Below are 26,128 nucleotides of genomic sequence, written 5' to 3'. Positions count from 1 at the left end.
AAAACAAACCGCTCGCTAGAGCGGTTTTTTATTGGTCCATATCAAGATGGTCAATGTTTTTCTATAAAAAGCTAAAATCAATGAGACTTTTTGTGATCAAAAGCGTATAGTGCGCATCCTTTAAATAATTGTGGGCCAAATATGACAGAATCCAGCAGTTCAAGTTTTGAGCAATTCGCTCTACCTGAAACGATTTTAAACGCTATTTCCGAGATTGGATTTGAGACGCCGTCTCCGATTCAGGAAAAGACCATTCCGTTACTGCTGGAAGGACATGATGTACTTGGCTTGGCACAAACTGGTACCGGTAAAACGGCCGCGTTTTCTCTTCCTTTAATTGCCAAACTTGATCCAAAGCTTAATGCTCCGCAAATGTTGGTTCTTGCACCAACGCGTGAGCTAGCAAATCAAGTTGCTGATGCAATTAAAGACTTTAGCCGCAATATTCCTGGTTTACGTGTATTAGCTATTTATGGCGGTGCAGATTACGGTCAGCAAATTAAAGAGCTACGTCGTGGCCCGCAAATTGTTGTAGGTACGCCTGGTCGTACTATCGACCACCTAGATCGCGGTAAGTTGAAACTAGATCAACTTAAAGCCTTAGTATTAGACGAAGCTGACGAAATGCTTCGTATGGGCTTTATTGACGATGTAGAACGCATTATGCGTGATATGCCTAAGCAGCGCCAAACAGCGTTGTTCTCGGCAACTATGCCGCCGGCAATCAAAAACATCACCAAAAATTACATGTCTGAGCCAAAAGAAGTAAAAATTGCGGCTAAGACTCAAACAGTATCAAATATCGATCAGTTCTACTGGCATGTTGCCGGTTTAAACAAGATAGAAGCGTTGGCCCGCATTCTAGAAGTTAACTGTGATAGCGCTTCAATTATTTTTGCTCGAACTAAAACGTCTACCACCGATATTGCAGAACGCCTAGAAGCAAAAGGCTTTAGTGTTGCCGCATTAAACGGTGATATGAACCAGAGCATGCGTGAGCGCACCATTACACGCTTAAAATCTGGCAAGTTAGACATTGTTGTCGCTACGGATGTTGCTGCACGTGGCTTAGATGTAGAACGTATTGGTTTAGTGGTTAACTTTGACATTCCTTACGATGCAGAAGCCTATGTTCACCGTATTGGCCGTACTGGTCGTGCTGGACGTAGTGGTAAAGCAGTCATGTTTGTTGGTTACCGCGAGCAACGTTTGTTACGCAATATTGAACGTGTAACTCGTCATAAAATTGAGCAAATGCAGCTACCTACTCGTGAAGAAATCGAGAAGAAGCGCGTTTCTAGCTTCCAAGACAAGCTAGCAGCAGCGGTAGAAAATGCCAAGCTTGAAGATTACCAAAGCATTGCATCTGAACTTGCGACCAACCTAGGCATGAGCGAACTTGAACTCGCTACTGCGTTGTTGTTCCAAGCGCAAACAGCGCGACCGTTCAAATTACCTGCTGATCCAGAGCCTCGCTCTGCGCGCTTTAGCAAAGATAAAGAACGTGGTCACCGAGGCCAACGCGGTGAGCGTGGCGAGCGCAACCATCGCGGTCAACGTGGCGAGCGCAACGAACGTGGTGAAGGCGGTGCTAAACGCAAACGCCGTACTGCAGACGTGGAAATGAATACTTACCGTGTTGATGCCGGTAAAGAACACGGTGTGCAAACTAAGCATATTGTTGGTGCTATTGCTAACGAAGCAAACATTAGCAGTGATTACATTGGTAGTGTTAAGTTGTTTGATAGCTACTCAACGGTTGAGCTACCAAGTGGAATGCCTGAAAAGACATTTAATCACTTAAAACGCAGCTTTGTTCGCCAACGTGCGATGCGCTTAGAGTTAATTGCTCAGTAAGCGATTAACTTAGCAAAAGAAAAGGTGAACTTAGGTTCACCTTTTTTTATATACTCGGCATATTGTTTATTAGAGTTTGGCAACTATGCGGGCTATTGTTAGATTTTCAGCTTTCCTTTCTATTGTTCTTACACCCTTTTTTGTCCATGCGATCGTTGAGCCACCTGGTGCCTTGATCAGTTTTGTTAGCCCTGATAGCTCACAACATGCTGATTTACTGTTAACTCCCGCCAGCACACTTAAAGTAGTAACTGCAACCGTTGCCCTTAAACAACTAGGTAAAGATTACCGCTATACCACTAAGTTGAGCATTAAGCCTAGTGATAAAGGCATGCATCTTCGCTTACACATGCGCGGCGATCCGAGTTTTACCAGCAAAGATTTAGTTACACTGCTGAATAAAGCTAAAACGCGTTTTGGTTCTAAAGTCGCGTCTATTCAAGTTGATGACAGCGAGTTTACAGGCCATAACCGAAGCCAAGGGCAAGTATGGAATGACATCGGAATTTGTTTTGCTGCGCCAGCCAGTTCTTTAAATATTGATAACAATTGTATTAACGGTAATTTAAAGCCGGGCAAGGTAGGGCAGTTAAGCCGCCTACATATTAGTGATTCAAGTTTACTCAACATCGACAATCAAATTATTACTGTGAGCCAAAATCATCCCGATTGTGAGCAAAACCTGCGTGTGGGTGATCATAACCAGTATTCGCTGCAAGGCTGTATTAATGCGGATAGCGGCATGATGCCATTACGTTTTTCGATTAACGATGAACAGCGCTATTTTTCAACGAAGTTAAAGCGAAGCTTGGCGAGAGCGGGCTTAAGCTTTAAAGGCAACATTTTGTACCAGCAGCAACTTAGTCCTTATTCTGAGAGCGTTAATCACCTCTCTGCGCCGTTACTTGAGTTATTAGAGTATATGCTGGTTGAATCTGACAACTTAACGGCAGATAGCGTATTTAAAACTTTAGCCAGAGAGCAGCAGCGCGCTGGTACCTATCAGCAAGCCAGTAAAGTTGTAGTTGAACAATTAAGCGCTTTGGGGCTTGATTTAAGCCGTGCACAAATTCGCGATGGTTCAGGCTTATCTAGAGAGAACCTGATTAGTGCAAACCTGCTTTATCAGATTATGCAGTTATGGCAATCAGATCCACAGTTACAAGCCTTAATTAAACGCCTACCTATTGCTGGAAAAACCGGCACCTTAAAGTATCGCCGTAGCCTGACTCGTGCGCCTTTAAAAGCGCAGGTGCTGGCTAAAAGTGGTTATGTAAATGGGGTAATCAACTTAGTTGGCTTTATCGAAAAAGGTGATCAGTTAAGGCCATTTGTATTGATGGCAAATGGGGTTTCTTTAAACGAACAAGAAGCAACTGCAGTAAAGAAAAGACAAACCTTACATCCCATACTACGCTATGAAAAGGAATGGTTAGAGCAACAGTGGCAAGCGTTTAATTGATGTTTAATGCAATAGTTCAGAATGACTATTCAGGTGGATTAACTTGTTGTTGAGCTATTTGTAGATTGCTTGTGCCGACAGACCGCATAATTTCAGCATAAAGATTCATTTTGGCTGTAATTTTCCCTTTGTTTATGCTTATATTGGCGCCCTAAAATCATGGACGCAATTAGCAAACACAATATAAAAGAGAAAATCATGAGTAATAACACTTCGGTGAGTAATCGCTGGTCAAGTAACTTTGCTTACATTTTGGCTGCCACCGGCGCAGCTGTAGGCCTCGGTAACATTTGGAAATTCCCTTATATTATGGGTGAGAACGGCGGTGGTGCCTTTGTTCTTGTCTATCTTCTTTGTATTTTATTCATTGGTATCCCAGTGATGATGGCCGAGGTTTACTTAGGTAAACAAGGTCGTTCTACTCCTGCCAACGCGGTCGCTAAAGTTGCTATAGAAAATGGTCGTTCTAAGAACTGGGCATTTATTGGTGGCATGGGCGTATTAGCGGGCTTTTTGGTATTAAGCTTTTACATTGTTATTGCTGGTTGGGCAGTTGCGTATGTATTCAAATCTGCGGGTGGCGATATTAGCGCTGCAGCGGGTGACGCAAAACAAATTGGCGCTTTATTCGACGCATTAACCTCTGATCCTAAGCAGCTTGTTTTATGGGCTACTTTGGTAATTGTGGGCACTGTAGTTGTTTTAGCTAAAGGCGTAACCAAAGGTTTAGAGCGCATTGTTACTTTACTAATGCCTGCACTGTTTGTATTGCTAACCATCATTATGATTTATGCAGCAGTAACCGGTGATTTTGGCGCTGCAGTTAGCTTTATGTTCAGCCCTGACTTCTCGAAGTTGACGATTAATGGTGTGCTTATGGCACTGGGTCATGCATTCTTCACCTTGAGTTTGTCATCGGGCATTATGATGGTTTACGGCGCTTACCTTCCGGAAGGTGCTTCAATTGCTAAAACCTCTATTTACATCGCAATTGCCGATACCGTTGTGGCGCTAATGGCTGGTTTGGCTATTTACCCAATTGTATTTGCCAACGGTATTGAGCCAAGCGCAGGTCCTGGTTTACTGTTTGTATCATTGCCAATTGCCTTTGGTACGATGCCACTAGGTGGCGTAATTTCTACGGTATTCTTCGTAATGGTAACCGTTGCTGCCTTTACTTCAGCCTTGGCGTTGCTTGAATCAACTTCTGCTTACTTAGTAGAGCGTAAAGGTTTCCGCCGTAACGTTGCTGCAGTTGTTTCTGGTAGTGCGGTTTGGTTATTAAGCTTAGGTACTATTGGCTCATTTGCTGGCTGGGAAATCTTCCAGTTTGAAGAAAGCCCAATGGGTAAAAACTTCTTCGAAGTTTTAGATTACATTACTGCTAATATTCTACTGCCTTTAGGCGGCTTGTTTATTGCTGTATTTGTTGGCTGGATTGTTCAAGCTGACAAAGTGAAGCAAGGCATGGGCTTAGAGAGCCAAGCTTTCCAAATGTTCTCGAAGAGCGTTCGCTTTATCTCACCAATTGCCATTGCGGTAGTTTTCTTAAATGCGATTGGCTTATTATCTTTTTAAGCTGAACGTATCTAAAAGCCGGCTTAGGCCGGCTTTTTTGTTTTTAAAGCAGCAACAAAGCGTTAGCTGCGCATACTATTATCTTTTACAATAAAATCTGCTTACAAGAATTTCTCTTTTCTCAAATAAGGAAGTGTCATGGCCGACTCATCAGCTCAACCTACAGCCAAGTACCGTTCAGATTATCAAGCGCCTGATTACACTATCGAAAATGTTGCCTTAGAGTTCGATTTAGATCCTAGTGCTACCAAAGTTATCGCTGTATCAAGGGTGGTTAGGCAGACAAATGACATTACCGACCTAGTGCTTGATGGTGAAAAACTGGAGCTGCTGAGTATTAAAGTTAATCAGCAAACTCATGATGCTTATCAAGTGAGTGAAGGGCAGTTAGTTATTAGTGAATTGCCAGCGCGTTTTGAGTTAGAAGTAGTGACTCGAGTTAACCCTAAAGAAAATAAAGCCTTTGAAGGTTTGTATCAATCGGGTGATGCTTTTTGTACTCAGTGTGAAGCCGAGGGCTTTCGCCGAATCACTTACTTTTTAGACCGACCGGACGTGTTGGCCACTTACAGCACTAAAATTATTGCAGATAAAGCCCAATATCCATTTTTGCTATCGAATGGTAACAAGGTTGATCAAGGCGAGTTAGCCGATGGGAAACACTGGGTAAGCTGGCAAGACCCATTCCCTAAACCAAGCTACTTATTTGCTTTGGTTGCTGGTGATTTTGACTTGTTAGAAGATAGTTTTGTTACCCAATCGGGCAGAACTATTGCGTTAGAGCTATTTGTTGATAAAGGCAATTTAGATCGTACCGAACACGCTATGGCATCGCTAAAAGCGGCAATGCGTTGGGATGAAGAGCGCTTTGGCTTAGAGTACGACCTTGATATCTATATGATAGTCGCCGTCGATTTCTTCAACATGGGCGCAATGGAAAACAAAGGCCTAAACGTATTTAACTCTAAATACGTACTAGCTAATAAACAGAGCGCCACAGACAATGACTTTTTAGGCATTGAAGCGGTAATTGGTCATGAGTACTTCCATAACTGGACCGGCAACCGTATTACTTGTCGAGATTGGTTTCAGTTATCCTTAAAAGAAGGTTTAACGGTTTTTCGCGACCAAGAGTTTAGTTCTGATTTAGGCTCGCGAGCAGTAAATCGAATTAAGAATGTTCGGATATTACGCAGTCACCAATTTGCTGAAGATGCTGGGCCTATGGCGCATCCCATTCGCCCAGATAAGGTGATTGAGATGAATAACTTTTACACCTTAACAGTGTATGAGAAAGGCTCGGAAGTTATTCGTATGCTGCATACCTTGCTAGGCGAAGAGGGTTTTCAAGCGGGTATGAAAACCTACGTGGAGCGCCACGACGGCCAAGCGGTAACTTGCGATGATTTTGTGAATGCGATGCAAGATGCTAGCGGCAAAGATTTAAGCCTGTTCAAACGCTGGTACAGTCAGTCAGGCACACCGGTGCTTAAAGTTAAAAGTGAATACAATGAAGCTAAACAACAATACAGCTTAACCATTCACCAGCATACACCAGCCACCGCTGAACAACGCGAGAAACACCCATTGCATATTCCAGTGTCTGTAGAGTTGTTAAGCAGCAATGGCGAAGCCTTAGGGCTTAGCATGAATGGGCAAGCTGTTTCTCCAGTATTAGAGCTTACTCAGCAGCAACAAACCTGGCACTTTGAAGGCATTAGTGAGCAACCTACATTGGTAATGCTGCAAGAGTTCTCAGCCCCTGTAAAACTAGATATGGAATACAGCACAGACCAACTGTTGTTAATTATCAACCATGCCAGCAATACTTTTGCGCGCTGGGACGGTATGCAAAAGCTAGTTAGCGCGTGGATGAAACAAGCCGTAGCGCAAGTTCAAGCAGGTAAAAATCTGCAGCTAGAAGAGGCGATTGTAAATACCTTTAAGCTGCTATTAGAAGATACCTCAATTGATAAAGGTTTATTAGCAGAGTTGCTTACCATTAGTGGTGAGAACGAAATTGCTGATGGCTTTGCCCAAGTAGATATTGATGCAATTGCTCAAGCTCGAGACTTTTTCATTTATAGTTTAGCTGTTGCATTGCCTGAGCAATTTGCAGCCTTAGAGCAAGCTTGTGCAAAAGCCGATAAACAGAGCTTGGCCCATGATGATATTAATTCACGCTCGCTACGTGCCGCATGTTTACAGTATGTGGCGCATACTCAGCCAGAGTTAGTTTCAGCTGCATATTTTGATAGCCCAACTATGACTAATAAATTGGCTGCTATGTCGGCTGCTAACAATGCTGGTATCCAGAAGCGTGATGCAATGTTTAAAGACTACGAGCAAAACTGGCAGCATGATGGCTTAGTGATGGATAAGTGGTTTGCTTTAGAAGCCAGTTATGCCAAAGATGGCAGTTTAGCCAGGGTTAAAGCTTTGGCAGAACACCCAAGTTTTAGTATGGAAAATCCTAACCGAGTACGCTCTTTAATTGGTAGCTTCGCTAACAACAATGCGCGTCACTTTCACGCAAAAGATGGTTCTGGTTACCGCTACTTAACCGATATCTTGTGTGTACTAAATACTCAAAACCCGCAAGTTGCATCGCGTTTGATTACCCCGCTGATCCAAACAGTTAAACTGGATGATGAGCGTAAAGCGCTCATTATTGAGCAGTTGCAGCGCTTAGCTGAGCTGGAAGACCTCAGTAAAGATCTATTTGAAAAGGTAACAAACGGCTTGCAACAACTTAAGGCCTAAGTGCAATCGAGCAATGAAGCAGTACTTTTTTAATATTCACATTTCTTATCAGGAGTTTGAGCGGGTATACCGAGGAACAGCCCGCTCTATTATTGCTACCGACAGTAATGGCATGCGCATTCAGATCCCTGCTTTGCGCTTTTTGCCTTTTTTAGACCGAAGCGGAATAAATGGTCGTTTTGTCCTGTCTACTGACAGCAACAATAAATTTCTGTCACTTCAAAAAGTCTAGTCATCTATGTTGTAAATATGTAAAAACGTGGTTTAATTGTTTGTAAGGTGAAAGTGGTTGTTTTGTCGATTATTTTCTAAAGCCAACTACACTGAAATAAACAATAAGCCATTGTTTTACACAATAATAATATTACTCTACTAGGATAAGGAATGCGTTATGACAAGAGCGCAGCAACATGCCTCCGTACTGCTTAAAAAAGTCTATCAAATCGTAAATCAAAAACTGGATAAAACGGCTGCTCCCTTGGCCGAAGAATTTTTCTCACGACTGTTTTCAGGCATGGGCAGTGACGATTTAGCCAATCGCAGCGACAGTGATTTATATGGAGTGGGAGTAGGGCTTTGGAATGCCCTTAATCATACTTCAACCTGCGAACGCCACATTAAGGTTTATAACCCCGAACTGAGCCGCCATGGTTGGCAATCTAGCCATACTATTATCGAGATAGTGGTGCCAGATTCGCCGTTCCTGGTTGACTCCATCCGCATGGCTTTAGGGCGTAGTGGCATTAATACTCACTTGTTAATGCATCAACCGATGCGCTTAGATCGAGATGATAATAACAAAGTGACGGCCGTTCATGATGTAGAGCATGCCCAGCTTGGCAATCAAACAGTATTCATGATTGAGATTGACCGCCAGAGCGATGAAAAAGCCTTACGACGCCTAAATAAAGAACTTAACACGGTATTGGATGAAGTTAACGTAGTGGTGAATGACTGGCAACCGATGCTCAAAAAGCTAAAGTCGGTGGCAGATGAATTGGCTAATAACAGTGGCGCAAAAGACGATCAATCTTTGGCCCAAAGTACCGCTTTTTTGTCTTGGATGTCGGATAACAACTTTACCTTAATGGGCTATCGACACTATTCACTTAAGCAAGTAAAAGGCGATTTGCAGCTAATACCTGATGAAACTGGCAGTTTAGGTTTGTATCGAGAATACGTAACCAGCCAAGTTGTCTCATTGTCTTCTTACACCACCGCAGGGCGAGATTTAGCCACCAACCAAGTCCCTTTGGTGTTAAATAAGAGCAACCACAAGTCACGGGTACATAGACCAGCCTATATTGACCATGTTGGGGTTAAAGTTTTTGATAAAAATGGCAAAGTGGTTGGCGAGCACCGTTTCATTGGTTTGTATGCCTCTTCTATCTACAACCGTAGTGCTCTAGAAATTCCACTGATTAACCAAAAGCTAGCGAAGATAATGGTTAATTCAGATCTTCCTGCCGGCTCTCACGCTTATAAATCTTTGCTAAACATCATGGAAACTTATCCCCGTGATGAGCTTATTCAGGCCACTGAAGAAGAATTACTCAACATTGGCTTAGGCGTAGAACAAATCCAAGAACGTGATTTGGTGAAGTTGTTTGTTCGTAAGGATATATACGGACGCTTTTATTCTTGTTTGGTGTATACCACAAAAGAGCGCTACAACACCGCTTTGCGGATCCATAGCCAGCAAATTCTTAAGGAGCATTTTAAGTCTAAGGAAGACGTGGAGTTCTCAACTTACTTCACCGAAGGTTCAATGGCGCGAACCCATTACTTGGTGCGTGTAGAAAATAACGATCAGGAGTTTGACTTGAGCGACCTACAAACCAATCTTATTGAAGCCGCAAGAACCTGGGAAGACCGCTTAGTTGATTCACTTATTTCTAATTTTGGCGAAGAGCGAGCCATTCAGCTTAGTAATAAATATCAAACTGCTTTTCCTCGTTCTTATAAAGAGAATGTATTACCGGGCTCTGCGGTAGCCGATATTATTCAGTTTGAAGATCTTGATGACGAAAATCAGTTAGGCATGCTGTTCTATCGACCTCAAGAAGAAAACATCGATAGCAACCATGTTCGTTTAAAGCTGTTTCACCTAAATGAGCCTTTGCACCTGTCTGATATTTTACCCATGTTAGAGAACATGGGGTTACGAGTAATAGGTGAAACGCCTTATCGACTTACCACCAGCGATGGAAAAGTATATTGGCTGCTGGATTTTGCTATGACCTTTGTAGCTTCTCAAGAGCTAGATATTGAAAAGAATCGCGATAACTTCCAGCAAGCTTTAGCACAAATTTGGTCTGGTAGTTTGGAAGATGATGGCTTTAACCGTTTAGTCTTGGCTGCTCAGGCGTCTGGTCGAGATGTTGCGTTGTTGCGTGCTTACGCAAAATATATGCGGCAAATCGGTAGCAACTTTAGTCAAAGTTACATTGAAGAAACTTTTGCTAGCTACCCAGATATATCGGTTCTGCTGTTAGAGCTATTCCGTCGTCGTTTTAATCCAAGTCTTAAACGCTCAAATAAAACAGAAGAGAAGATTGAAGCTAAATTAATTTCGCTGTTAGACGCAGTAGAAAACCTTGATGACGACCGAATCATTCGTCGCTATTTAGAGATGATTAAGGCCACCTTAAGAACTAACTTCTACCAGCTAAATCAAGATAAGCAGGTAAAAGATTATATCTCTTTCAAAATGAACCCGAGTGCAATATCAGACATGCCACAACCGGTGCCTATGTTTGAGATTTTTGTTTACTCTCCACGGGTAGAAGGGGTGCATTTACGGGGCGGCAAAGTGGCGCGCGGAGGTTTGCGTTGGTCAGATCGACGAGAAGATTTTAGAACCGAAGTACTTGGCTTAGTAAAAGCTCAGCAAGTTAAAAATACGGTAATTGTGCCAGTTGGAGCAAAAGGTGGGTTTGTATGTAAACGCCTGCCAAGCCCAAGTGATCGAGATGCGTGGTTGGAAGAGGGTAAAGAGTGTTACCGCACCTTTATTCGCGGTTTACTCGACATTACCGACAACAACGTAAAAGGTGAGATTGTTCCGCCTAAGCAAGTGGTTCGTCGTGATGAAGACGACCCATATTTGGTTGTAGCGGCAGATAAGGGTACTGCTACTTTCTCAGATATTGCCAATAAGCTGAGTGAAGAATATCAATTTTGGATGGGGGATGCTTTTGCTTCCGGCGGCAGCAATGGATACGACCATAAAGGCATGGGCATTACTGCACGTGGTGCTTGGGAGTCGGTTAAGCGTCATTTCCGTGAAATAGGTATTGATTGTCAAACTACAGACTTTACCTGTGTGGCTGTGGGCGACATGGCTGGCGATGTATTTGGTAATGGTATGTTGTTATCCGAACATACCTGCCTAGTGGCAGCATTTAACCACATGCACATTATCATCGACCCAAGTCCTGATTCTGCCTCTTCTTACAAAGAACGTAAGCGCTTGTTTGAGCTACCTCGTTCTTCGTGGGCAGATTACGATAAGGGCTTAATTAGTGAAGGTGGTGGCATTTTCCTTCGTAGCGCTAAGTCAATTTCGCTTACACCTCAAATCCAAAAACTGCTAAATACAAAAGAGAAGAGTGTTACACCTAACGCGCTTATTAAACTCATCTTGTGCTCGTCTGTAGACTTGTTTTGGAACGGCGGGATTGGCACATACGTTAAAGCAAGCTCAGAGTCTGACTCAGAAGTTGGTGATAGAGCTAACGACGCGGTGCGAGTTAACGGTAAGCAGCTTGGTGCCAAAATTGTAGGTGAAGGTGGTAACTTGGGTATCACCCAATTAGGGCGAATAGAAATCGCATCTAACGGTGGCCGAATAAATACTGACTTTACCGACAATGTGGGTGGCGTAGATTGCTCAGATAACGAAGTTAACATCAAAATCTTACTAAATGGTTTAGTCAGTAATGGTGATTTAACTGAGAAGCAACGTAACAAACTACTGGTGGACATGACCGAGAACGTTAGCGAGATTGTTTTAGATAACGCTTATCGTCAGGGCCAGTCTATTAGTATTTCTGAACAATTAGGCGCCGCTACCGTTAAGGAAGTTATCCGCTTTATGCATGCTCTAGAGCGCGACAGTCTGCTTGATAGAAATCTAGAGTTTTTGCCCAGCGACGAAGAGCTAATAGAGCGCCAATCTAATGGCCAAGGTTTAACGCGCCCCGAGTTAGCGGTATTAGTGGCCTACGGTAAGATGGTACTTAAAGAGTGGTTTAATGTTGAAGAGGTGACTGAAGATCCCTATTTGAGTCAAACACTCATTACTTCATTCCCATTGTTGTTGCAGCAACGCTACGTAGCCGAGATGCATCAACATCCTTTAAAACAAGAAATTGTGGCAACTCGTTTAGCGAACAAAGTGGTTGACGATGTAGGTTTTAACTTTGTTACCCGTTTAGTTGAAGAAACAGGAGCTACCCCTGCTGAGATTTGTAACTGCTATGTCACGGCCTGCGAAGTGTTTGGTGTGTGGGAACTGTACGAAAAAATTGAAGGCTTAGATAACAAAATCAGTGCTCAGCTACAGCTGAAAATGATGGATAACTTGCGCCGCATTATTCGCCGTGCAACTCGTCGCTTCTTAACCTTGCGTGACCGCTCACTGGGCATTGCTCAACAAATAGAACGCTATCAGCCTAGCTATTTACAGCTGCAAAAGAATCTTATGGATGTATTAGCCGCTGAAGAAGTTAAGCTGGTTAACGATGAGTCTAAACAGCTGCAAGACCAGCAAGTACCTGCAGAAATTGCTTGTGCAATGGCTAAAATGAACTCGCTTTACTCAGTGTTAGACTTAACTGAAGTAGCAGAGCAAGCTGAACAAGACATTGTAGCGGTAGCTAAGTTGTACTTTAACTTAGGGACTAAAATTGGTTTGCATTGGTTCTTGGATCAAATCAACCTACAAAGTGTTGATAATCATTGGCAGGCATTAGCTCGATCTTCTTTTAGAGAGGATCTTGATTGGCAACAGCGTCAGTTAACGGTAAGTGCCTTGAAATGGGCCAGTAAAATGGAAAGCAATGATCCCTTAGATGATTGGTTAGCAGCCCACGAGCCTTTGTTAGACCGCTGGAATCACATGTTAGCTGACTTTAAGACCGGAAATACCCACGAGTTTGCAAAATTTTCGGTTTTATTGAGGGAATTGAACCTATTAAATTTAAACTGCTCCGTAAATTAGTATAAAATACTGCCCCCGAAGCCCTGCATCTTCGGGGGTCTTATACTAGGAGTTCAAATGTATTACCCACTTGCTCGAAAGCTTATCTTTCAACTTGATCCAGAACGCGCACACGATCTTACTATTGAGATGTTCAAACGCACTGGTGGAACCTTATTAGATCGTGTTTACCGCCAGAATATCGTGCCTAATCCGGTAGAGTTGATGGGCTTAACTTTCCCTAATCCAGTTGGTTTAGCGGCAGGGTTGGATAAAAATGGTGAGTGTATTCAAGCCTTTGATGCCATGGGTTTTGGTTTTGTAGAAGTTGGTACTGTTACACCGCGTCCGCAATCTGGGAATGATAAACCAAGAATTTTCCGAGTATTAGATGCCGAAGGTATTATTAACAGAATGGGTTTTAATAACTTAGGGATCGACAATTTAATTAATAATGTTGAGCAAAGCCAATATAAAGGGATCCTTGGGATCAACATTGGTAAAAACTTTGATACTCCGGTAGAGAAGGGTAAAGATGATTATTTAATAGGCATGAATAAAGCGTTCCCGCATGCTTCTTATATCGCTGTTAATATTTCTAGCCCAAATACTCCTGGTTTACGCACACTTCAATATGGTGAAGCATTAGAAGATCTATTGAAGGATCTAACTGAGCGTAAAGATCAACTTTCTCAGCAATATAATAAACATGTTCCTTTATTGATCAAAATAGCGCCAGATTTATCAGAAGCTGAAATAGAACAAATTAGTGACTCTTTATTAAAATATAAGCTCGATGGTGTAATTGCTACTAATACAACGTTAGAGCGCTCAATGGTAGAAGGCATGAACCACGCTAGTGAAGCTGGTGGTTTAAGTGGACGTCCTTTGCAATTAAAGTCCACTGAAGTTATTAGAAAATTAGATCATTACTTAAAATCTGAGATCCCAATTATCGGGGTTGGCGGAATTGATTCAGCAATGGCCGCTAAAGAAAAAATGGATGCCGGCGCAAAATTAGTTCAAATATATAGTGGCTTTATTTATAAAGGCCCAGAATTAATTAAACAAATAGCCAAGGCTGTATAAATTTTAATTAATTTAATTTGTCTTTGTTGAGTTCTCGTAGTACATTTGTTTATTAAGTGAACTCAACATGGACAGTTTTTCTTTTTAGCAATGTTAATTCAACCTAATAAACAATGGCACTGGGTATTTGATACTAACAAGGGAGTAATGACTCTTGAGTTAGGTGAAAATATGCTGTTTGTGTCTAAGTTGTGTAAAAAGCGTTGTGTTCAACATGCTCAAGAAGATGGTCCGTTTACTACCGAGCACACTCAGCTCTATTATCAATTTCTCGAGCAGTTAGAACCCTTTAATTGGTCTGATCCTATTAAAGTGCAGATTTGTCTAAATGCTGTTGCTTCAGCTCAGTTCTTAAAACCGTTAATGCCGCAAAGTTGGTTTTTTACTAGTACTGCAAGTACTCATCAAAACCTCTTACAAGTCGGCGAACTAGCAGTATTGCAAACCGAAAACGCTCAAGCGCGTTGCGTGGTGGTAGAGGTGAGTGAGCAAACTTACACCTTAATGACGATTGAAGGTGGCTTAGTACTGGATGAGCGAAAATCGCTAAGCCAGTTCGAAGCCATTAAAGTGATGCAAGATCGGGTTGTTCCACTTTCTCAGCTATTACAAAACGCTAACGGCTTTGCCCAAACCGGCTAGCCGGCGTTCACTAACTCCTTTAGTTGTTCCCTCATTTTCTGACTGATAAGCGGTTGAGCTTGTTGGTTAGGATGTATTCCATCGTTTTGCATCAGTGACGAGTTAGTGGCTATTTCTTCAATAAAAAACGGTAGATAGTTAATCTGTTGCTGCTCTGCAATTTTGGGGTACAAACCTTCAAAAGCTTGTCGATAGCGTTTGCCGTAATTAGGTGGGATACGAATTTGCATCAACGCAATCTTGATGTCGTTTTGTTTAGCCAAGGCAATAATCGCGTTTAGATTGTTTTCAATGTTGGAAGTAGGGTGGCCTTGTAAACCATCGTTACCGCCTAGTTCAATCAATAACCAGTCGATCTTATGCTGTTGAATCAACGAAGGTAATCGTCTTAAACCACCTGCTGTAGTTTCGCCACTTATACTGGCATTAATGAGATCGATAGCTTGGTCTGTTTCGTTGTAGTATTGCTGGGTTAATGAAACCCAAGCCTGTTCTATTGGCATGCCATATCCAGCACTTAAACTATCACCTAGGATAAGAATCGACTTGGTATTGGCAAAAGCCTTTGAACTCAATGTAAAAAAGAGTAAAACAGATAGTGTAACTAGCGTTAAAACTTTATTTTTGTGTCTAACCATCATTTTTGAGCACCTACTATATGCCAACAGCTAATTCAGATTCAGCGTCTAACATAATCATAAACGCCAGCGGACTCAATCATCATGTTGCAACTCCGGGTGGAAATTTGAATCTGCTGAATGATATTGATTTAACTGTGCAACAGGGCGAATCCCTAGCGATTGTTGGAGCCTCTGGCTCAGGTAAAACCACTTTGTTGAGTATTTTGGCTGGCTTAGACAGTGCCAGTGAGGGCAGTGTGGAACTATGTTCAAAGAACCTAGCTGCGCTTGATGAAGAGCAACGCGCCAGTTTACGTCGCGACAATGTAGGTTTTATTTTTCAGCAGTTTTTATTGGTGCCGGCATTAACTGCGCTAGAAAATGTAATGTTACCTGCGGAGCTTAAGGGTTTACCTAATGCTAAAGAACTCGCAGAGCAGTGGCTGGCTAAAGTGGGCTTGGCTGAACGTCACGATCATTATCCAAATCAACTATCCGGTGGCGAACAGCAAAGAGTAGCTATTGCACGGGCGTTTATTTGTCAGCCAAAAGTGCTGTTTGCCGATGAGCCTTCGGCAAACTTAGACAATAACAACGGCCAAATCATTGAAGATCTGCTGTTTGAGCTAAACCAACAAGCAGGCACAACTTTGGTACTGGTAACTCACGAGCAAAAACTGGCGGCACGTTGCTTAAGACAAATCACATTGCAAGCTGGTCGTATTATTCAGCCTTAAGGAGCCAAGGATGAAGAGTTTAATTTGGCGTTTATTTAAGGCTGAGCTAAAGCGCGGTGAGTTGACCATTATTTCTGCCGCTATTGTATTGGCAGTAAGTTCGGTGTGGTTGTTTACCAGCATAACAGACCGAATGGAGCAGGCCATTTTTAACAAGAGTGGTGACTTTATTGCGGCTGACCGAGTGGTTCGCAGTGCTCATCCTGTAGACTTACCTTTGGCTGCTCAAGCAGAGTCTTTACAGCTTGATTATGCTGAACAGTTGTTGTTTCCCTCCATGATTTATGGCAACGAAAATTTAATACTCGCCAGTGTTAAATCAGTATCCCAAGAGTATCCCCTTAAAGGGCGTTTAAGAATAAGCCGAGAAAAAAATGGCTTAACAAATGAGTCCGCCAAGGGCATTCCTCAGGGTGAGGCTTGGATTGCAGAACGTTTGTTTTATCAACTTGATATAGATATTGGCGACTTAATCGAAATTGGCGAAGCAGAATTTCGAGTGACTGGCCGTATTGTTACCGAACCTGATGCGCCCTTCAGTGTATTTATGACCGCCCCACGAGTGATCATTAACATTAACGATGTTGCACAAACAGAAGTTGTGCAGCCTGGCAGTCGTTTAGGTTATCGCTATATGTTTGCTGGAGATAAAAGCCAGCTAGATGCCTTCGAAAATTGGGTAACACCGCAGCTTGCCGATAACCAACGTATGGTAACCGTACGTAGTGGCAACTCTCCTTTAGCGGGAGCCTTGCAAAGGGCGCAGCAATTTTTGCTATTAGCTGGTCTTATCGGAATTTTGCTTGCCAGCGCCGCCATTGCGGTAGCCAGTCGCCTATATTGCCAGCGTCACTACGACACCGTTGCGATGTTTAAAGTGCTTGGTGCCAGTAAGCCGCAGATCAGAATCATTTATTTGGGACACCTGTTTACTGTTGTATTAGTGTCGATTGTATTGGGTATTGCTTTGGCCACGTTGGTGCAATGGCCAGTGACCCATTATGTTGAAAAGTTACTCAATATTGATTTACCCAGTGCTGGTGCTGCGCCCTACTTAATGGCTGCAGGCAGTGGCTTGATTTGTGGGGTTGCGTTTACGCTGCCAACGCTGTCTCAGCTATTTAACATTGCACCTATGCGAGTAATTCGCCGCAATAGTGATGATGCGGTGGTTAATCCAATATGGATTGCGTTGTGGATGCTAGTGAGTGTATTTGCATTGCTGTTACTTTATAGCGGTTCATTTACCTTGAGTGCAATTTTGCTCGGTGTAGGCTTGATTGCGGTGGCGCTGTTGTTGGTTGTGAGCCAATTGCTGCTCTGGGGCAGTAAGAAGCAAGCTGAGAAATTGAAAAGCCTTAGTTTGAAGATTGCGATTTCGTCTCTTTATAAAAGAGCTAAGCAAAATAGGGTTCAGCTTATTGGCTTTACTGTAGCCATCAAGTTAGCGTTGGTAGTATGGGTTATCCAACAAGATTTGATTAGTGAGTGGCAGCAACAGCTTCCAGAAGGCGCGCCTAATCACTTCATGTACAACATTTCCGAGCAGCAGAAGCCTCAGCTAGCCTCTCGTTTTGCCGATGAAAGTGTCGAACTCACCACCATGTTCCCAATGTTACGAGGTCGGCTGGTTGCCATCAACCAAGAAGCGGTTAGTCAAGAACGAGAAGGGGAGTACTCAGAGAAGACTTCTTCACGACGCCGAGGAGCGGGTCGCGAACTTAATTTAAGCAGTGTATTGGAGCTGCCTTATCGTAATGAGCTGGTAGCAGGTGAATGGCTTACAGCTGGTAGTACTGGTGAGGCTTCGGTAGATGAAGAGTTTGCCGAACGCTTAGATATTAAACTTAACGACACTCTTGAATTTATGATTGGTGCCAGTCGTTTTACGGTTACCGTAACAAGCTTACGCAGTATCGATTGGAATACCATGCAGCCTAATTTTTACGTATTGCTGAGCCCCGATATTTTGCAAGACTTTCCGACTGGCTACTTAACGTCGTTTAATCTGCCCGAAGATAAAGCGGCTTGGATGGCGCAAACCATGGCGCGTTTTCCAACCTTAGTATTAATTAACGTTAAAGCCTTGATTGAACAACTGTCTCAGGTGGTTGATCAGGTCGCGTTAGCACTCAGACTTGTGCTAGTAGTAGTGCTACTTGCCAGCAGCTTAGTGTTATATGCACAAGTACAAAGCTCTTTGGAAGAACGTAGACGGCAAACGGTGATACTGAGAACCTTAGGCGCTAGCGCAAAACTACTGCGTAATGCGGTGATCTATGAGTTCGTAATACTCGGCTTTTTAGCCGGATTTATTGCAGCCAGTGCTGCCCAAACTATTTTGGTGCTACTGCAAGTGTTTGTGTTTGATATCGGCGCTTCCATTAACCTAGGGTTGTGGGTACTTGGGCCGTTGTTAGGCACCTTGTTAGTCGCCTTAATGGGCGCTGGGGCAACCTTGCGTTTGTTAAAACAAAACTCTGCACAATTGGTGAGAAATTTGAACTGATTAGCGCTTAGTAAATATCTGTTATAAAGACGTTTCAATATCTCTGTAATTGATTATATACTTATGAAAAAATGTAATAAGAACTCGCTAACCGGATAGTTAGCGCTATAGTTTTTTCGCGCCAGAGAACTCAACTACATGAAATTGCAGCAGTTACGTTATATCGTCGAAGTAGTAAACAACAACCTCAATGTGTCGGCTACTGCGGAGAGTTTATATACTTCGCAGCCCGGTATTAGTAAACAAATTCGTTTATTGGAGGATGAGCTAGGGGTTCAGATATTCAAGCGTAGCGGCAAGCACCTTAGCCAAGTAACTCCTGCTGGCAAAGAAATCATTCGCATCAGCAATGAGATTATGGCCAAGGTTGAGAGTATTAAAGCGGTAGCTAATCAGCATACTCACCCAGACCAAGGCTCGCTTAATATCTCAACCACTCATACTCAAGCGCGTTATGCGTTGCCTGAAGTTATTCAAGGTTTTATCCATCGTTACCCAAATGTTTCTTTAAACATGCATCAGGGCACGCCTAACCAGATAAATGAAGCAGTGGCTAAGGGCAGTGCAGACTTTGCCATTGCCACTGAGGCACTGCATATTTTCTCCGATTTAGTGATGTTGCCTTGTTATCATTGGAATCGCAGCATATTGGTGCCCAAAGAACATGAGTTAGCGAAAAAACACTTAAACGGTGAAGTCGTTACCATTAACGATTTAGCTAAACACTCCATTGTTACTTACATTTTTGGTTTTACTGGTCGTTCCGATTTAGATGATGCCTTTGGCCGTGCTGGCAAAGTGCCAAAGATTGTCTTCACTGCAACCGATGCCGATGTGATAAAAACCTATGTTCGAATGGGAATTGGCGTTGGTGTGTTGGCGAGTATGGCTATCGACAAGCAACAAGATCAGGATTTGGTAGCGATTGATGCTAGCCATTTATTCAGAGCAAGCACCACTAAGATTTGCTTTAGAAAAGGTACTTTCTTACGTACTTACATGTACGATTTTATTGAACGATTTGCGCCACACCTAACCCGAGATATTGTCGATAGAGCGGTGCAAGCCAAGTCTCTCGATGAAGTGGAAGAGCTGTTCAAAAATATTGACTTACCCGTTATGTAGTTGTTCCTCCTAAAGCAGCCAGATGGCTGCTTTTTTGTTTGCCGCATCCCCAACCATTGTTAATAAAATTAACTATAATTGTGATTTATAAGCCCTTCTGGCGCTAGTGCAGTTAGTAGTGCTCTTGGTTAGCAATGCCAGATAAATTGTAACATTTGGTACCCAACTTGATGATAATTCACTAATTAGAGGTAGATTCGTAGACTTCCTTAGTGTTTATCTTTAAGCTTCTAATAAGTGGTTAATGTTTTGTTACAGGGCTGTACGAACATTAGATTTAACAACTACTCCGATATCGCAAGGAAAGGCGGCCTACGTAAAACCATCATGATTAATTATTTTTTGCGCTGTTTAGGCAAAACTCAACTCGCTTTGGCCTTGGTTTTGTTTTCTGTTTGTACTCTCTCTGTTGCTCAAGCTGAGAGCTTAAGCGCGTTGCACGTAAATGGTTTAGAAGATGGTGTCAGGCTGGGTGAGCATTTTCAGGTATGGCACGATTTAGAAGGCAAGGCTGATCTGGCTGATGCTATCGCTGCTTATCGTTTAGATAAGTTCTCCAGATTACCGAGTAAAGGTTCCACGGGTTTACAGCCAGGAGCTTTTTGGAGCGTTTTCTATCTGCACAATGATAGCGATAAACCGATTACTCTAAATTTAGAATACGTTGACCACCAACTCATCTACTTAAATGCTTATCAACGTAATACCAATGATCCCAGTTTTTTAGAAATTGCCGATCTCGCTTTAAATAATTCTTTTTCAGAGCGCTTAGTCAGTCACCAACGATTTGTAGTGCCAGTAGAGTTAGCAGCAGGTGAAACCCATCAGTTTTACTTTCGCTTTGGCTCTGACGAAAAGGGTTTTGTATTCCCAGATTTAAGGATTTGGCAGCCAGACAAAATGCACTATGTGCAGAGTATTGAGCTAGGTAGTATTGCCTTTTTGGTAGGCGGTCTGGCCTTGATGTCGATTATTTCCTTGGTGACCGGAATTGCCACCAATGATAAAACCTATTACGCATACTTTGTCTATGCGGCTACCAAATTGGCGACATGGCCAACTATATTGGGTTTTACGCATATGTTCTTCATTCGTGAAGACTTCCATTGGAGTTACATGTCCTTAACTGGGGCAATGTCGATAATGACTGGTGTTATTTTTGCCCGCATATTCCTGCAAACAAAAGTGAATACGCCTCGTTTAGATTATGTTTTACGCTTTATGATCTTAAATGCGGCTTTACTTGCCGTGGCGGCACTAACCAGAGAAACCGTATTCTCGGTGGTGCTTATCACCATTGCTTTGTTGCTATACCCGATGTTAGCGATAGCCAGTTTAATTCGTTGGTACCAAGGCTCAAGAGAATCTGCTGTTTACACCTTAGGTTGGACAGTATTAATAGTCGGGCTATTTAGCCAAGCCTTGCGTGATTTAGGCCTTGTTGAACATACCTTTGTCACTTACTACTGGCCGGTTGTAGCCTCATACAGTGAAATGATGGTGATCATGGTTGCTATGGGGATTCACCTGTTTAGATTGCGCCGTCTAAAAGAGCAGGCTGAACTGCGCTATCGCAGCCAACTTGAGCGCGCTAAACAAGAATTAGAAATATTGGTGTCTGAGCGTACTCATGCACTTGAAGTTGCTAAGTCTGAGGCAGAGCGTGAAGCTCGCACCGATCCACTAACAGGCATAAACAATCGACGTAGCTTTATGGCGAAGGCCGAAGCGATGTTTGATAGTTGCCGTAACCGTTCTCACCCCATGACGATGTTAATGTTCGATATTGACCACTTTAAGAAAATTAACGATAACCATGGCCATGCTGCTGGTGATAAGGCTTTGAAGAAGTTTGCCAGTACCTTAGAAAGTGAAATTCGTGATGGTGATGTATTAGGGCGTTTAGGCGGCGAAGAATTTGGCTTAGCCTTATATGCCGATTTAGATACTGCAAAACATACCGCAGAGCGTTTACGTTCTGCAGTTGAACGGATTTATGTGAATACCGGTGTCGTACAAATACGCTTTACCACCAGTATCGGTATTGCGTTGATGCAATCAGAAGAAAATATAGAGCAGTTGATGAGTTTAGCCGACCACGCTTTATACGAAGCTAAAGACAGTGGACGTAATAAAGCCGTCGTGGCAAACGTAGCTTAATCTGGAAAATGAGGATACTGAGCTATTTCATCAATATCTTTGTACCATTCCGCTTTCTCGTTGGTAAAAATATGGTCTTGCGGTTTTAAACTAGGGCAATTGTTTAGGCCGCCAGCCGGCACAATTACCCACTGCTTAGTACTCGATAAATAGGGCACTGCACTACCACATTGCTTACAAAAAGCGTTAGTTATACTGCGTTTAGGAACATCGTATCTAGCGACCAGTTTTTCACCAGCCAGCCACTTAAAAAATTCCGGCCTAATAAATAAGTTTGAGACATGTGCGCTACCGGACATTTTCTTACACTGATCGCAATGACAGAGATGAAATTGCTGAAACTTGTCTTGGGCTTCAAACCGCACAGCTTCACATAGGCAACTTCCGTTGATGTTACTCATTTTTCAAGTCCTCCTAGGTTTAATTTCTATCAAACATCCATACTTTTATATCATATTGGTATAACCAGTTTAATCTTTAAACAAGGCCTTGTTATGAAAATGCTAAACTGCCTATCTGGGTGTTCATGTGGCGATACAGCTTGCCTTTACAAAAAATAGCCTTAAAGCAGTATTTTATTGATGTTTGTGATATTCCTATTAGCAATATAATCTTACCAAAGCTAATTTATTGTTATTAACAAGTAATTAGCAACTATTGCTGGTTAAGAGCTAAGCCTTAAGCGTTATCTCGCTTTTGGTTATAAGGCAAAGGATTTGCCGCTTTCAAACAAGGACATATTTTGAATCAATTCACTTTTTCTGCACTTGCTTGCACCTTATCTGTATGCCTTATGACAGGTTGTAGCCAATCACTCGAGCAACCTAACTCCGCCTACGATTTAGCAGTTAAGCAGGCTGCATTTCCTCAACCTGAAGATGTTAGCACTAATTTGTTTGCCGTAAATGCTAACAACGAACTGCTGCAATGGAATGAACAAGGCGACAAACTGCTGGTACTCACTTGGAAAAGCCAGGGTGCCATCGACAAATTCATTTTGCCAAATACCCACAGTTCTACCAATCCAAATTATCCCATATGGGTGAGCCTCGCTCCGCAACTTCAGCAGTTCTGCAGTAAGTACCTGTCTGATAATGAAACCGTTTCGCAAAGCCAGCTTGAGCTGCGTTTAAAGCAATACCTAGGTTTAGATCCAAGCTGGGATTACGATGCTTTTGTAGAGTTGTATGTTGCGCCAGAAGATCTATTTAGGCCTTGTGTCGACCCTGAAATTGACGACCAGAGTTGTAAGTTAGATGCCAGCCAAATAGCCAATGAGGTGAAGGGGATTAACGATTATCCGGGCTTCTACCAAGCTTTATACTTCAAGAGCTTTCGAGAGTCTGCAGGTGTTCCATGGACAGGCTTAGGTTACACCTACGATTGGGGAAACCTTGAATCTAAACAAGGTGTTAGTGAATACATTATTGCGCCGGGGGCAGAGTATCAGGTACATGCTGTTATCCCAACGGAGCAGTATTGCCGATGATTATGCCGGAAAAGCTACAAGTTTTAAGTCAGTTTTTAAAAAGTAACCCCGCTTTTTCTGGCTGCCAGAAAGAAGACCTAGCTCGGTTGTTAGCAAACATTACAGTTGTAAAGTTAGCGCCTGGTGAGGTTGTTTGCCGCTCGGGAGAAAACGCCAACAATCTATATTACTTACTAGAAGGTGAGCTACAAACCACCAATAAAGATCAGGTAAAAGGGCCTATTAGTGGATTCTTCGGTGAAGAGTCGGCATTAGGTATGCGCAGTTATATCTACGATATTGAGGTAGTAGAGAGTGCCGAGCTGGTAGTTTTACCCTTGGCGGCGATACTTACTCTAGAAGCCTACAGTAGTTTTAAGCAGTCATTGCTCGACAGCTTCCACTCTCGCCTTGCGGGGCAAACGCATATTGAAGTCGACTTAAGCCCTAAACATGACATTGAAGTAGGCTATCGCCAGATCATTGGTTGGTTGTTTGCGATAATCACGCCTTTAATGATTTATTGGGGTTTAATACTTAGCCAGCAACCATTGCATCAAGATGCAATCTACTTTGCGTCAATCCTTGGCATTTGTTCGGTAATGTGGATCTTTCGTTTGCTGCCAGATTATGTGCCCGGGCTATTTGCTGTATTAAGTGCCGTATTGCTGGGAATTACCACCAGTGAGTCGGCGTTTTCCGGCTTCTCGAGCAACAGCTTTTTTATGGCTTTGAGCATACTTGGCTTGAGCGCGGTAATCCGCTCATCGGGTTTAAGTTATCGCATGTTGTTGCATCTACTGTTAATCGGTCCTGCTTCCAAAATTTGGTACAACATCAGCTTTTTTAGTGTTGGCGCATTGCTTACACCGGTTGTGCCTACCGTTAATGGTAGGGTAACCATTGTTGCGCCGTTCTTAAAAGATTTGTTGAGTGGTGCGAGTAAAGAAGCGCGTGAGCAAGAGGGACCAAGGTTAAAGGCCAGCTTGCTATTTGGCGCAAGCTTACTGTCGCCAATATTTGTTAGTAGTAAGTCGGTAAACTTCATCGTACTAGGCATGTTGCCACAGCAAGTTCAGCAGTATTTTCAATGGCTAGATTGGCTACTCGCAGCATTGGTTTGTGGCATGGTGTTGTTAGCGCTGTACGCAGTTTCTTTGTGCTGGGTTTATCGCAATAAGCAAAGTTTAAAGCTGCCAAAAACTACAAGCCTGCAGCAGCTTAAAACCCTTGGTTCGCTAAACCCTGCCGAGTGGTCGTCAATTCTTGGTCTAATCGTGCTTATATCGGCTCTGTTATTTGCCAATATTCACCGTATCGAAGTTGCTTGGGTTGCCTTAGCCATTCTGTTCTATTTGATGATGTTTGGTTTTTTAGATCCCAACCAGTTTAGAACCAAAATTGATTGGAGCTTTCTTGTGTTCTTAGGCTCGCTAATTGGTGTGGTCGACATTATTCATCAAGTAGAGCTAGATACTTGGCTTACTGGAAAAATCTATTGGTTGGCAGCTTACATGCAAGAAAGTCTGGCACTGTTTGTGGTGTTGTTAGCTGTTATCGTGAGTCTTATTCGTTTAATACTGCCAATCAATGCAACGGTGATTATTCTAGCCACCTTACTTATTCCTGCTTCCATAGAAGTAGGAGTAAATCCTTGGGTCATTGGTTTTCTAATACTGTTCCTTTCAGAAAGCTTCTTTTGGCCATTCCAAGCTTCTTATTACATGCAGTTTTTAAGTTTAACCACCGGCATTGTGAGTAATGATGAAGCCAAGTTGATGAAAATGAATGTACTGATATACCTGTTTAAACTTGTAGCGGTTTATCTCAGCATTCCTTATTGGCAGAGCATGGGGCTTATATAATGAAAAAGTTATTGTTAAGCGTCATTATGCTGAGCTTTCTCGTTGCCACTATCGGCGTGATAGTCGTGGAGGGGGCTTCAAGGCCAAGAATCCTCATTCTTCATAGCTACGAAACCGACTATGCCTGGACCCGCACAGTTAACCAAGGCATAGACAGAGCCAAACGCGCACACATGAATGTTGACATTCGCTATCACTACATGAATACCAAAAATCAATCTAGCGAAGCCGCCAAAAAACGCGCTGCTACGGTTGCTAAACGGGTAGTCGATAACTACCAACCCAATGTATTACTGGTTATTGACGACGATGCTCAGCGCTTAGTTGCTACCGACTATATTGGCAACGAAGCGATTCAGATTGTGTTTGCCGGCGTAAACGCCGAGCTTGAAGCCTATGGTTATCAGGACGCTAACAATGTAACCGGCATACTTGAACGTAAATCGGTGTCCGCAATTAAAGAAGTATTAAGATTATTGGTAGAAAGCCAGCCTAGAATTGGCAGCTTGAAAGGGAGTGTTGTTTACCTCTCCGATAGTTCAACGTCGGCCAAGCTTGATGCGGGTTACCTAGCAAAGCAAGAGTGGGCGCCACTCGAATACCAAGGGCACCTTGGGGTTAAAACCTTCGAGCAGTGGAAGCAAGCTGTTCTATCACTTAACGGCAAGTACCAATTTTTGCTAGTTGGCGGCTACCGTAAACTGTTTAGTGACGGTAGCGAAAGCTTTGTCTCTGCTAAAGAAGTGGCGCAATGGACCGAAGCAAATTCAACGTTGCCGATTGTAGGTATCAATGCATTTAACTCTGAAGACGGGGTCATGCTCTCGATTGGAGCTTCACCCTTTGAGCAGGGAGAGATAGCTTTCGAGCGGGCTATTCGCTTAGTGGAAGATCCCGCTAGTTTGTCACAGATGCCAGTGGCTATATCGAAACAATACGTGGTAGCTCTGCGTCATCAAGCACTTGAAGCTCGCGATATCAAAGTGCCAAAAGTACTAGAAGCTTTTGCCCGCGCCACCAATAACTACTTTGAATAAAACCGTTAAGGAA

Annotated in this window: 17 protein-coding genes; 15 read left to right on the top strand and 2 right to left on the bottom strand. The window is 42.9% G+C overall.

Features of this window, described 5'->3' with window-relative positions; genetic code table 11:
- Window positions 1-141: 141 nt before the first annotated feature.
- The 8 genes from ACYFDN_RS00755 (at window position 142) to ACYFDN_RS00720 (ending at window position 14,594) form a co-directional block, all read left to right on the top strand.
- Entirely contained in the window at window positions 142-1,857 is a 1,716-nt protein-coding gene (locus ACYFDN_RS00755; protein WP_040307184.1) for a DEAD/DEAH box helicase, read from the top strand.
- Between the two features lie 172 nt (window positions 1,858-2,029).
- Window positions 2,030-3,319: a D-alanyl-D-alanine carboxypeptidase/D-alanyl-D-alanine endopeptidase gene (gene dacB / locus ACYFDN_RS00750; protein ID WP_483509684.1), complete on the top strand. Its 1,290-nt coding sequence runs from the start codon at window positions 2,030-2,032 to the stop codon at window positions 3,317-3,319.
- Window positions 3,320-3,517: 198 nt separating this feature from the next.
- A complete protein-coding gene (locus ACYFDN_RS00745) occupies window positions 3,518-4,897 on the top strand; it encodes a sodium-dependent transporter (protein ID WP_152780864.1) in 1,380 nt (459 codons plus the stop codon).
- Window positions 4,898-5,035: 138 nt separating this feature from the next.
- Window positions 5,036-7,660, top strand: coding sequence for an aminopeptidase N (gene pepN / locus ACYFDN_RS00740; RefSeq protein ID WP_483509683.1), 2,625 nt, complete (start codon window positions 5,036-5,038; stop codon window positions 7,658-7,660).
- Between the two features lie 13 nt (window positions 7,661-7,673).
- Window positions 7,674-7,892 (top strand): DUF2835 domain-containing protein, encoded by a 219-nt coding sequence (locus tag ACYFDN_RS00735; RefSeq protein WP_016401874.1) that lies wholly within the window; start codon window positions 7,674-7,676, stop codon window positions 7,890-7,892.
- Window positions 7,893-8,051: 159 nt separating this feature from the next.
- The gene (locus ACYFDN_RS00730; protein ID WP_483509682.1) at window positions 8,052-12,884 is read left to right on the top strand and encodes an NAD-glutamate dehydrogenase; all 4,833 of its coding nucleotides are present in this window, start codon (window positions 8,052-8,054) and stop codon (window positions 12,882-12,884) included.
- A gap of 57 nt (window positions 12,885-12,941) precedes the next feature.
- The gene (pyrD, locus tag ACYFDN_RS00725) at window positions 12,942-13,952 is read left to right on the top strand and encodes a quinone-dependent dihydroorotate dehydrogenase (protein WP_483509681.1); all 1,011 of its coding nucleotides are present in this window, start codon (window positions 12,942-12,944) and stop codon (window positions 13,950-13,952) included.
- Between the two features lie 90 nt (window positions 13,953-14,042).
- Entirely contained in the window at window positions 14,043-14,594 is a 552-nt protein-coding gene (locus tag ACYFDN_RS00720) for a cell division protein ZapC domain-containing protein (RefSeq protein ID WP_406611242.1), read from the top strand.
- Here ACYFDN_RS00720 and ACYFDN_RS00715 read toward each other — a convergent pair.
- Window positions 14,591-15,232 (bottom strand): arylesterase, encoded by a 642-nt coding sequence (locus tag ACYFDN_RS00715; RefSeq protein ID WP_152782076.1) that lies wholly within the window; start codon window positions 15,230-15,232, stop codon window positions 14,591-14,593. The two genes, ACYFDN_RS00720 and ACYFDN_RS00715, sit on opposite strands and share 4 nt — an antisense overlap.
- A gap of 20 nt (window positions 15,233-15,252) precedes the next feature.
- Between ACYFDN_RS00715 and ACYFDN_RS00710 the strand changes: the two genes are divergently transcribed.
- The 4 genes from ACYFDN_RS00710 (at window position 15,253) to ACYFDN_RS00695 (ending at window position 21,745) form a co-directional block, all read left to right on the top strand.
- Window positions 15,253-15,951 (top strand): ABC transporter ATP-binding protein, encoded by a 699-nt coding sequence (locus tag ACYFDN_RS00710; RefSeq protein WP_483509680.1) that lies wholly within the window; start codon window positions 15,253-15,255, stop codon window positions 15,949-15,951.
- Window positions 15,952-15,961: 10 nt separating this feature from the next.
- The gene (locus tag ACYFDN_RS00705; RefSeq protein WP_483509679.1) at window positions 15,962-18,460 is read left to right on the top strand and encodes an ABC transporter permease; all 2,499 of its coding nucleotides are present in this window, start codon (window positions 15,962-15,964) and stop codon (window positions 18,458-18,460) included.
- Between the two features lie 138 nt (window positions 18,461-18,598).
- A complete protein-coding gene (gene cysB, locus ACYFDN_RS00700; RefSeq protein WP_016401866.1) occupies window positions 18,599-19,585 on the top strand; it encodes an HTH-type transcriptional regulator CysB in 987 nt (328 codons plus the stop codon).
- Window positions 19,586-19,912: 327 nt separating this feature from the next.
- Window positions 19,913-21,745: a sensor domain-containing diguanylate cyclase gene (locus tag ACYFDN_RS00695; protein WP_152780851.1), complete on the top strand. Its 1,833-nt coding sequence runs from the start codon at window positions 19,913-19,915 to the stop codon at window positions 21,743-21,745.
- Here the strand turns inward: ACYFDN_RS00695 and ACYFDN_RS00690 are convergent.
- Window positions 21,742-22,146, bottom strand: a complete 405-nt coding sequence (locus tag ACYFDN_RS00690) for a GFA family protein (protein WP_483509678.1) — start codon at window positions 22,144-22,146, stop codon at window positions 21,742-21,744. The two genes, ACYFDN_RS00695 and ACYFDN_RS00690, sit on opposite strands and share 4 nt — an antisense overlap.
- A 341-nt stretch (window positions 22,147-22,487) precedes the next feature.
- Here ACYFDN_RS00690 and ACYFDN_RS00685 point away from each other — a divergent pair, with 341 nt between their 5' ends.
- Genes ACYFDN_RS00685 through ACYFDN_RS00675 form a run of 3 tightly spaced genes read left to right on the top strand, consistent with a single transcriptional unit; the run spans window position 22,488 to window position 26,115 of the window.
- Entirely contained in the window at window positions 22,488-23,234 is a 747-nt protein-coding gene (locus ACYFDN_RS00685; protein WP_483509677.1) for a hypothetical protein, read from the top strand.
- Window positions 23,231-25,078 (top strand): SLC13 family permease, encoded by a 1,848-nt coding sequence (locus tag ACYFDN_RS00680; RefSeq protein ID WP_406611423.1) that lies wholly within the window; start codon window positions 23,231-23,233, stop codon window positions 25,076-25,078. Before ACYFDN_RS00685 ends, ACYFDN_RS00680 begins: the two co-directional genes overlap by 4 nt.
- Window positions 25,078-26,115 carry an ABC transporter substrate-binding protein gene (locus tag ACYFDN_RS00675; protein WP_483509676.1) on the top strand — a complete coding sequence of 346 codons (1,038 nt, stop codon included), beginning with the start codon at window positions 25,078-25,080 and terminating at the stop codon, window positions 26,113-26,115. Before ACYFDN_RS00680 ends, ACYFDN_RS00675 begins: the two co-directional genes overlap by 1 nt.
- Window positions 26,116-26,128: the final 13 nt, after the last annotated feature.

The sequence above is a fragment of the Agarivorans sp. D1326 genome, from assembly GCF_056958115.1.
This window is presented reverse-complemented; position numbering and strand designations above follow the sequence as displayed.

Coding starts and splice junctions, on each gene's coding strand:
- pepN (WP_483509683.1), top strand. CDS start 5,036: ATGGCCGACTCATCAGCTCAACCTACAGCCAAGTACCGTTCAGATTAT.
- ACYFDN_RS00675 (WP_483509676.1), top strand. CDS start 25,078: ATGAAAAAGTTATTGTTAAGCGTCATTATGCTGAGCTTTCTCGTTGCC.
- ACYFDN_RS00755 (WP_040307184.1), top strand. CDS start 142: ATGACAGAATCCAGCAGTTCAAGTTTTGAGCAATTCGCTCTACCTGAA.
- ACYFDN_RS00705 (WP_483509679.1), top strand. CDS start 15,962: ATGAAGAGTTTAATTTGGCGTTTATTTAAGGCTGAGCTAAAGCGCGGT.
- ACYFDN_RS00715 (WP_152782076.1), bottom strand. CDS start 15,232: ATGGTTAGACACAAAAATAAAGTTTTAACGCTAGTTACACTATCTGTT.
- ACYFDN_RS00680 (WP_406611423.1), top strand. CDS start 23,231: ATGATTATGCCGGAAAAGCTACAAGTTTTAAGTCAGTTTTTAAAAAGT.
- ACYFDN_RS00735 (WP_016401874.1), top strand. CDS start 7,674: ATGAAGCAGTACTTTTTTAATATTCACATTTCTTATCAGGAGTTTGAG.
- ACYFDN_RS00695 (WP_152780851.1), top strand. CDS start 19,913: ATGATTAATTATTTTTTGCGCTGTTTAGGCAAAACTCAACTCGCTTTG.
- ACYFDN_RS00720 (WP_406611242.1), top strand. CDS start 14,043: ATGTTAATTCAACCTAATAAACAATGGCACTGGGTATTTGATACTAAC.
- ACYFDN_RS00730 (WP_483509682.1), top strand. CDS start 8,052: ATGACAAGAGCGCAGCAACATGCCTCCGTACTGCTTAAAAAAGTCTAT.
- ACYFDN_RS00745 (WP_152780864.1), top strand. CDS start 3,518: ATGAGTAATAACACTTCGGTGAGTAATCGCTGGTCAAGTAACTTTGCT.
- cysB (WP_016401866.1), top strand. CDS start 18,599: ATGAAATTGCAGCAGTTACGTTATATCGTCGAAGTAGTAAACAACAAC.
- ACYFDN_RS00710 (WP_483509680.1), top strand. CDS start 15,253: ATGCCAACAGCTAATTCAGATTCAGCGTCTAACATAATCATAAACGCC.
- pyrD (WP_483509681.1), top strand. CDS start 12,942: ATGTATTACCCACTTGCTCGAAAGCTTATCTTTCAACTTGATCCAGAA.
- ACYFDN_RS00690 (WP_483509678.1), bottom strand. CDS start 22,146: ATGAGTAACATCAACGGAAGTTGCCTATGTGAAGCTGTGCGGTTTGAA.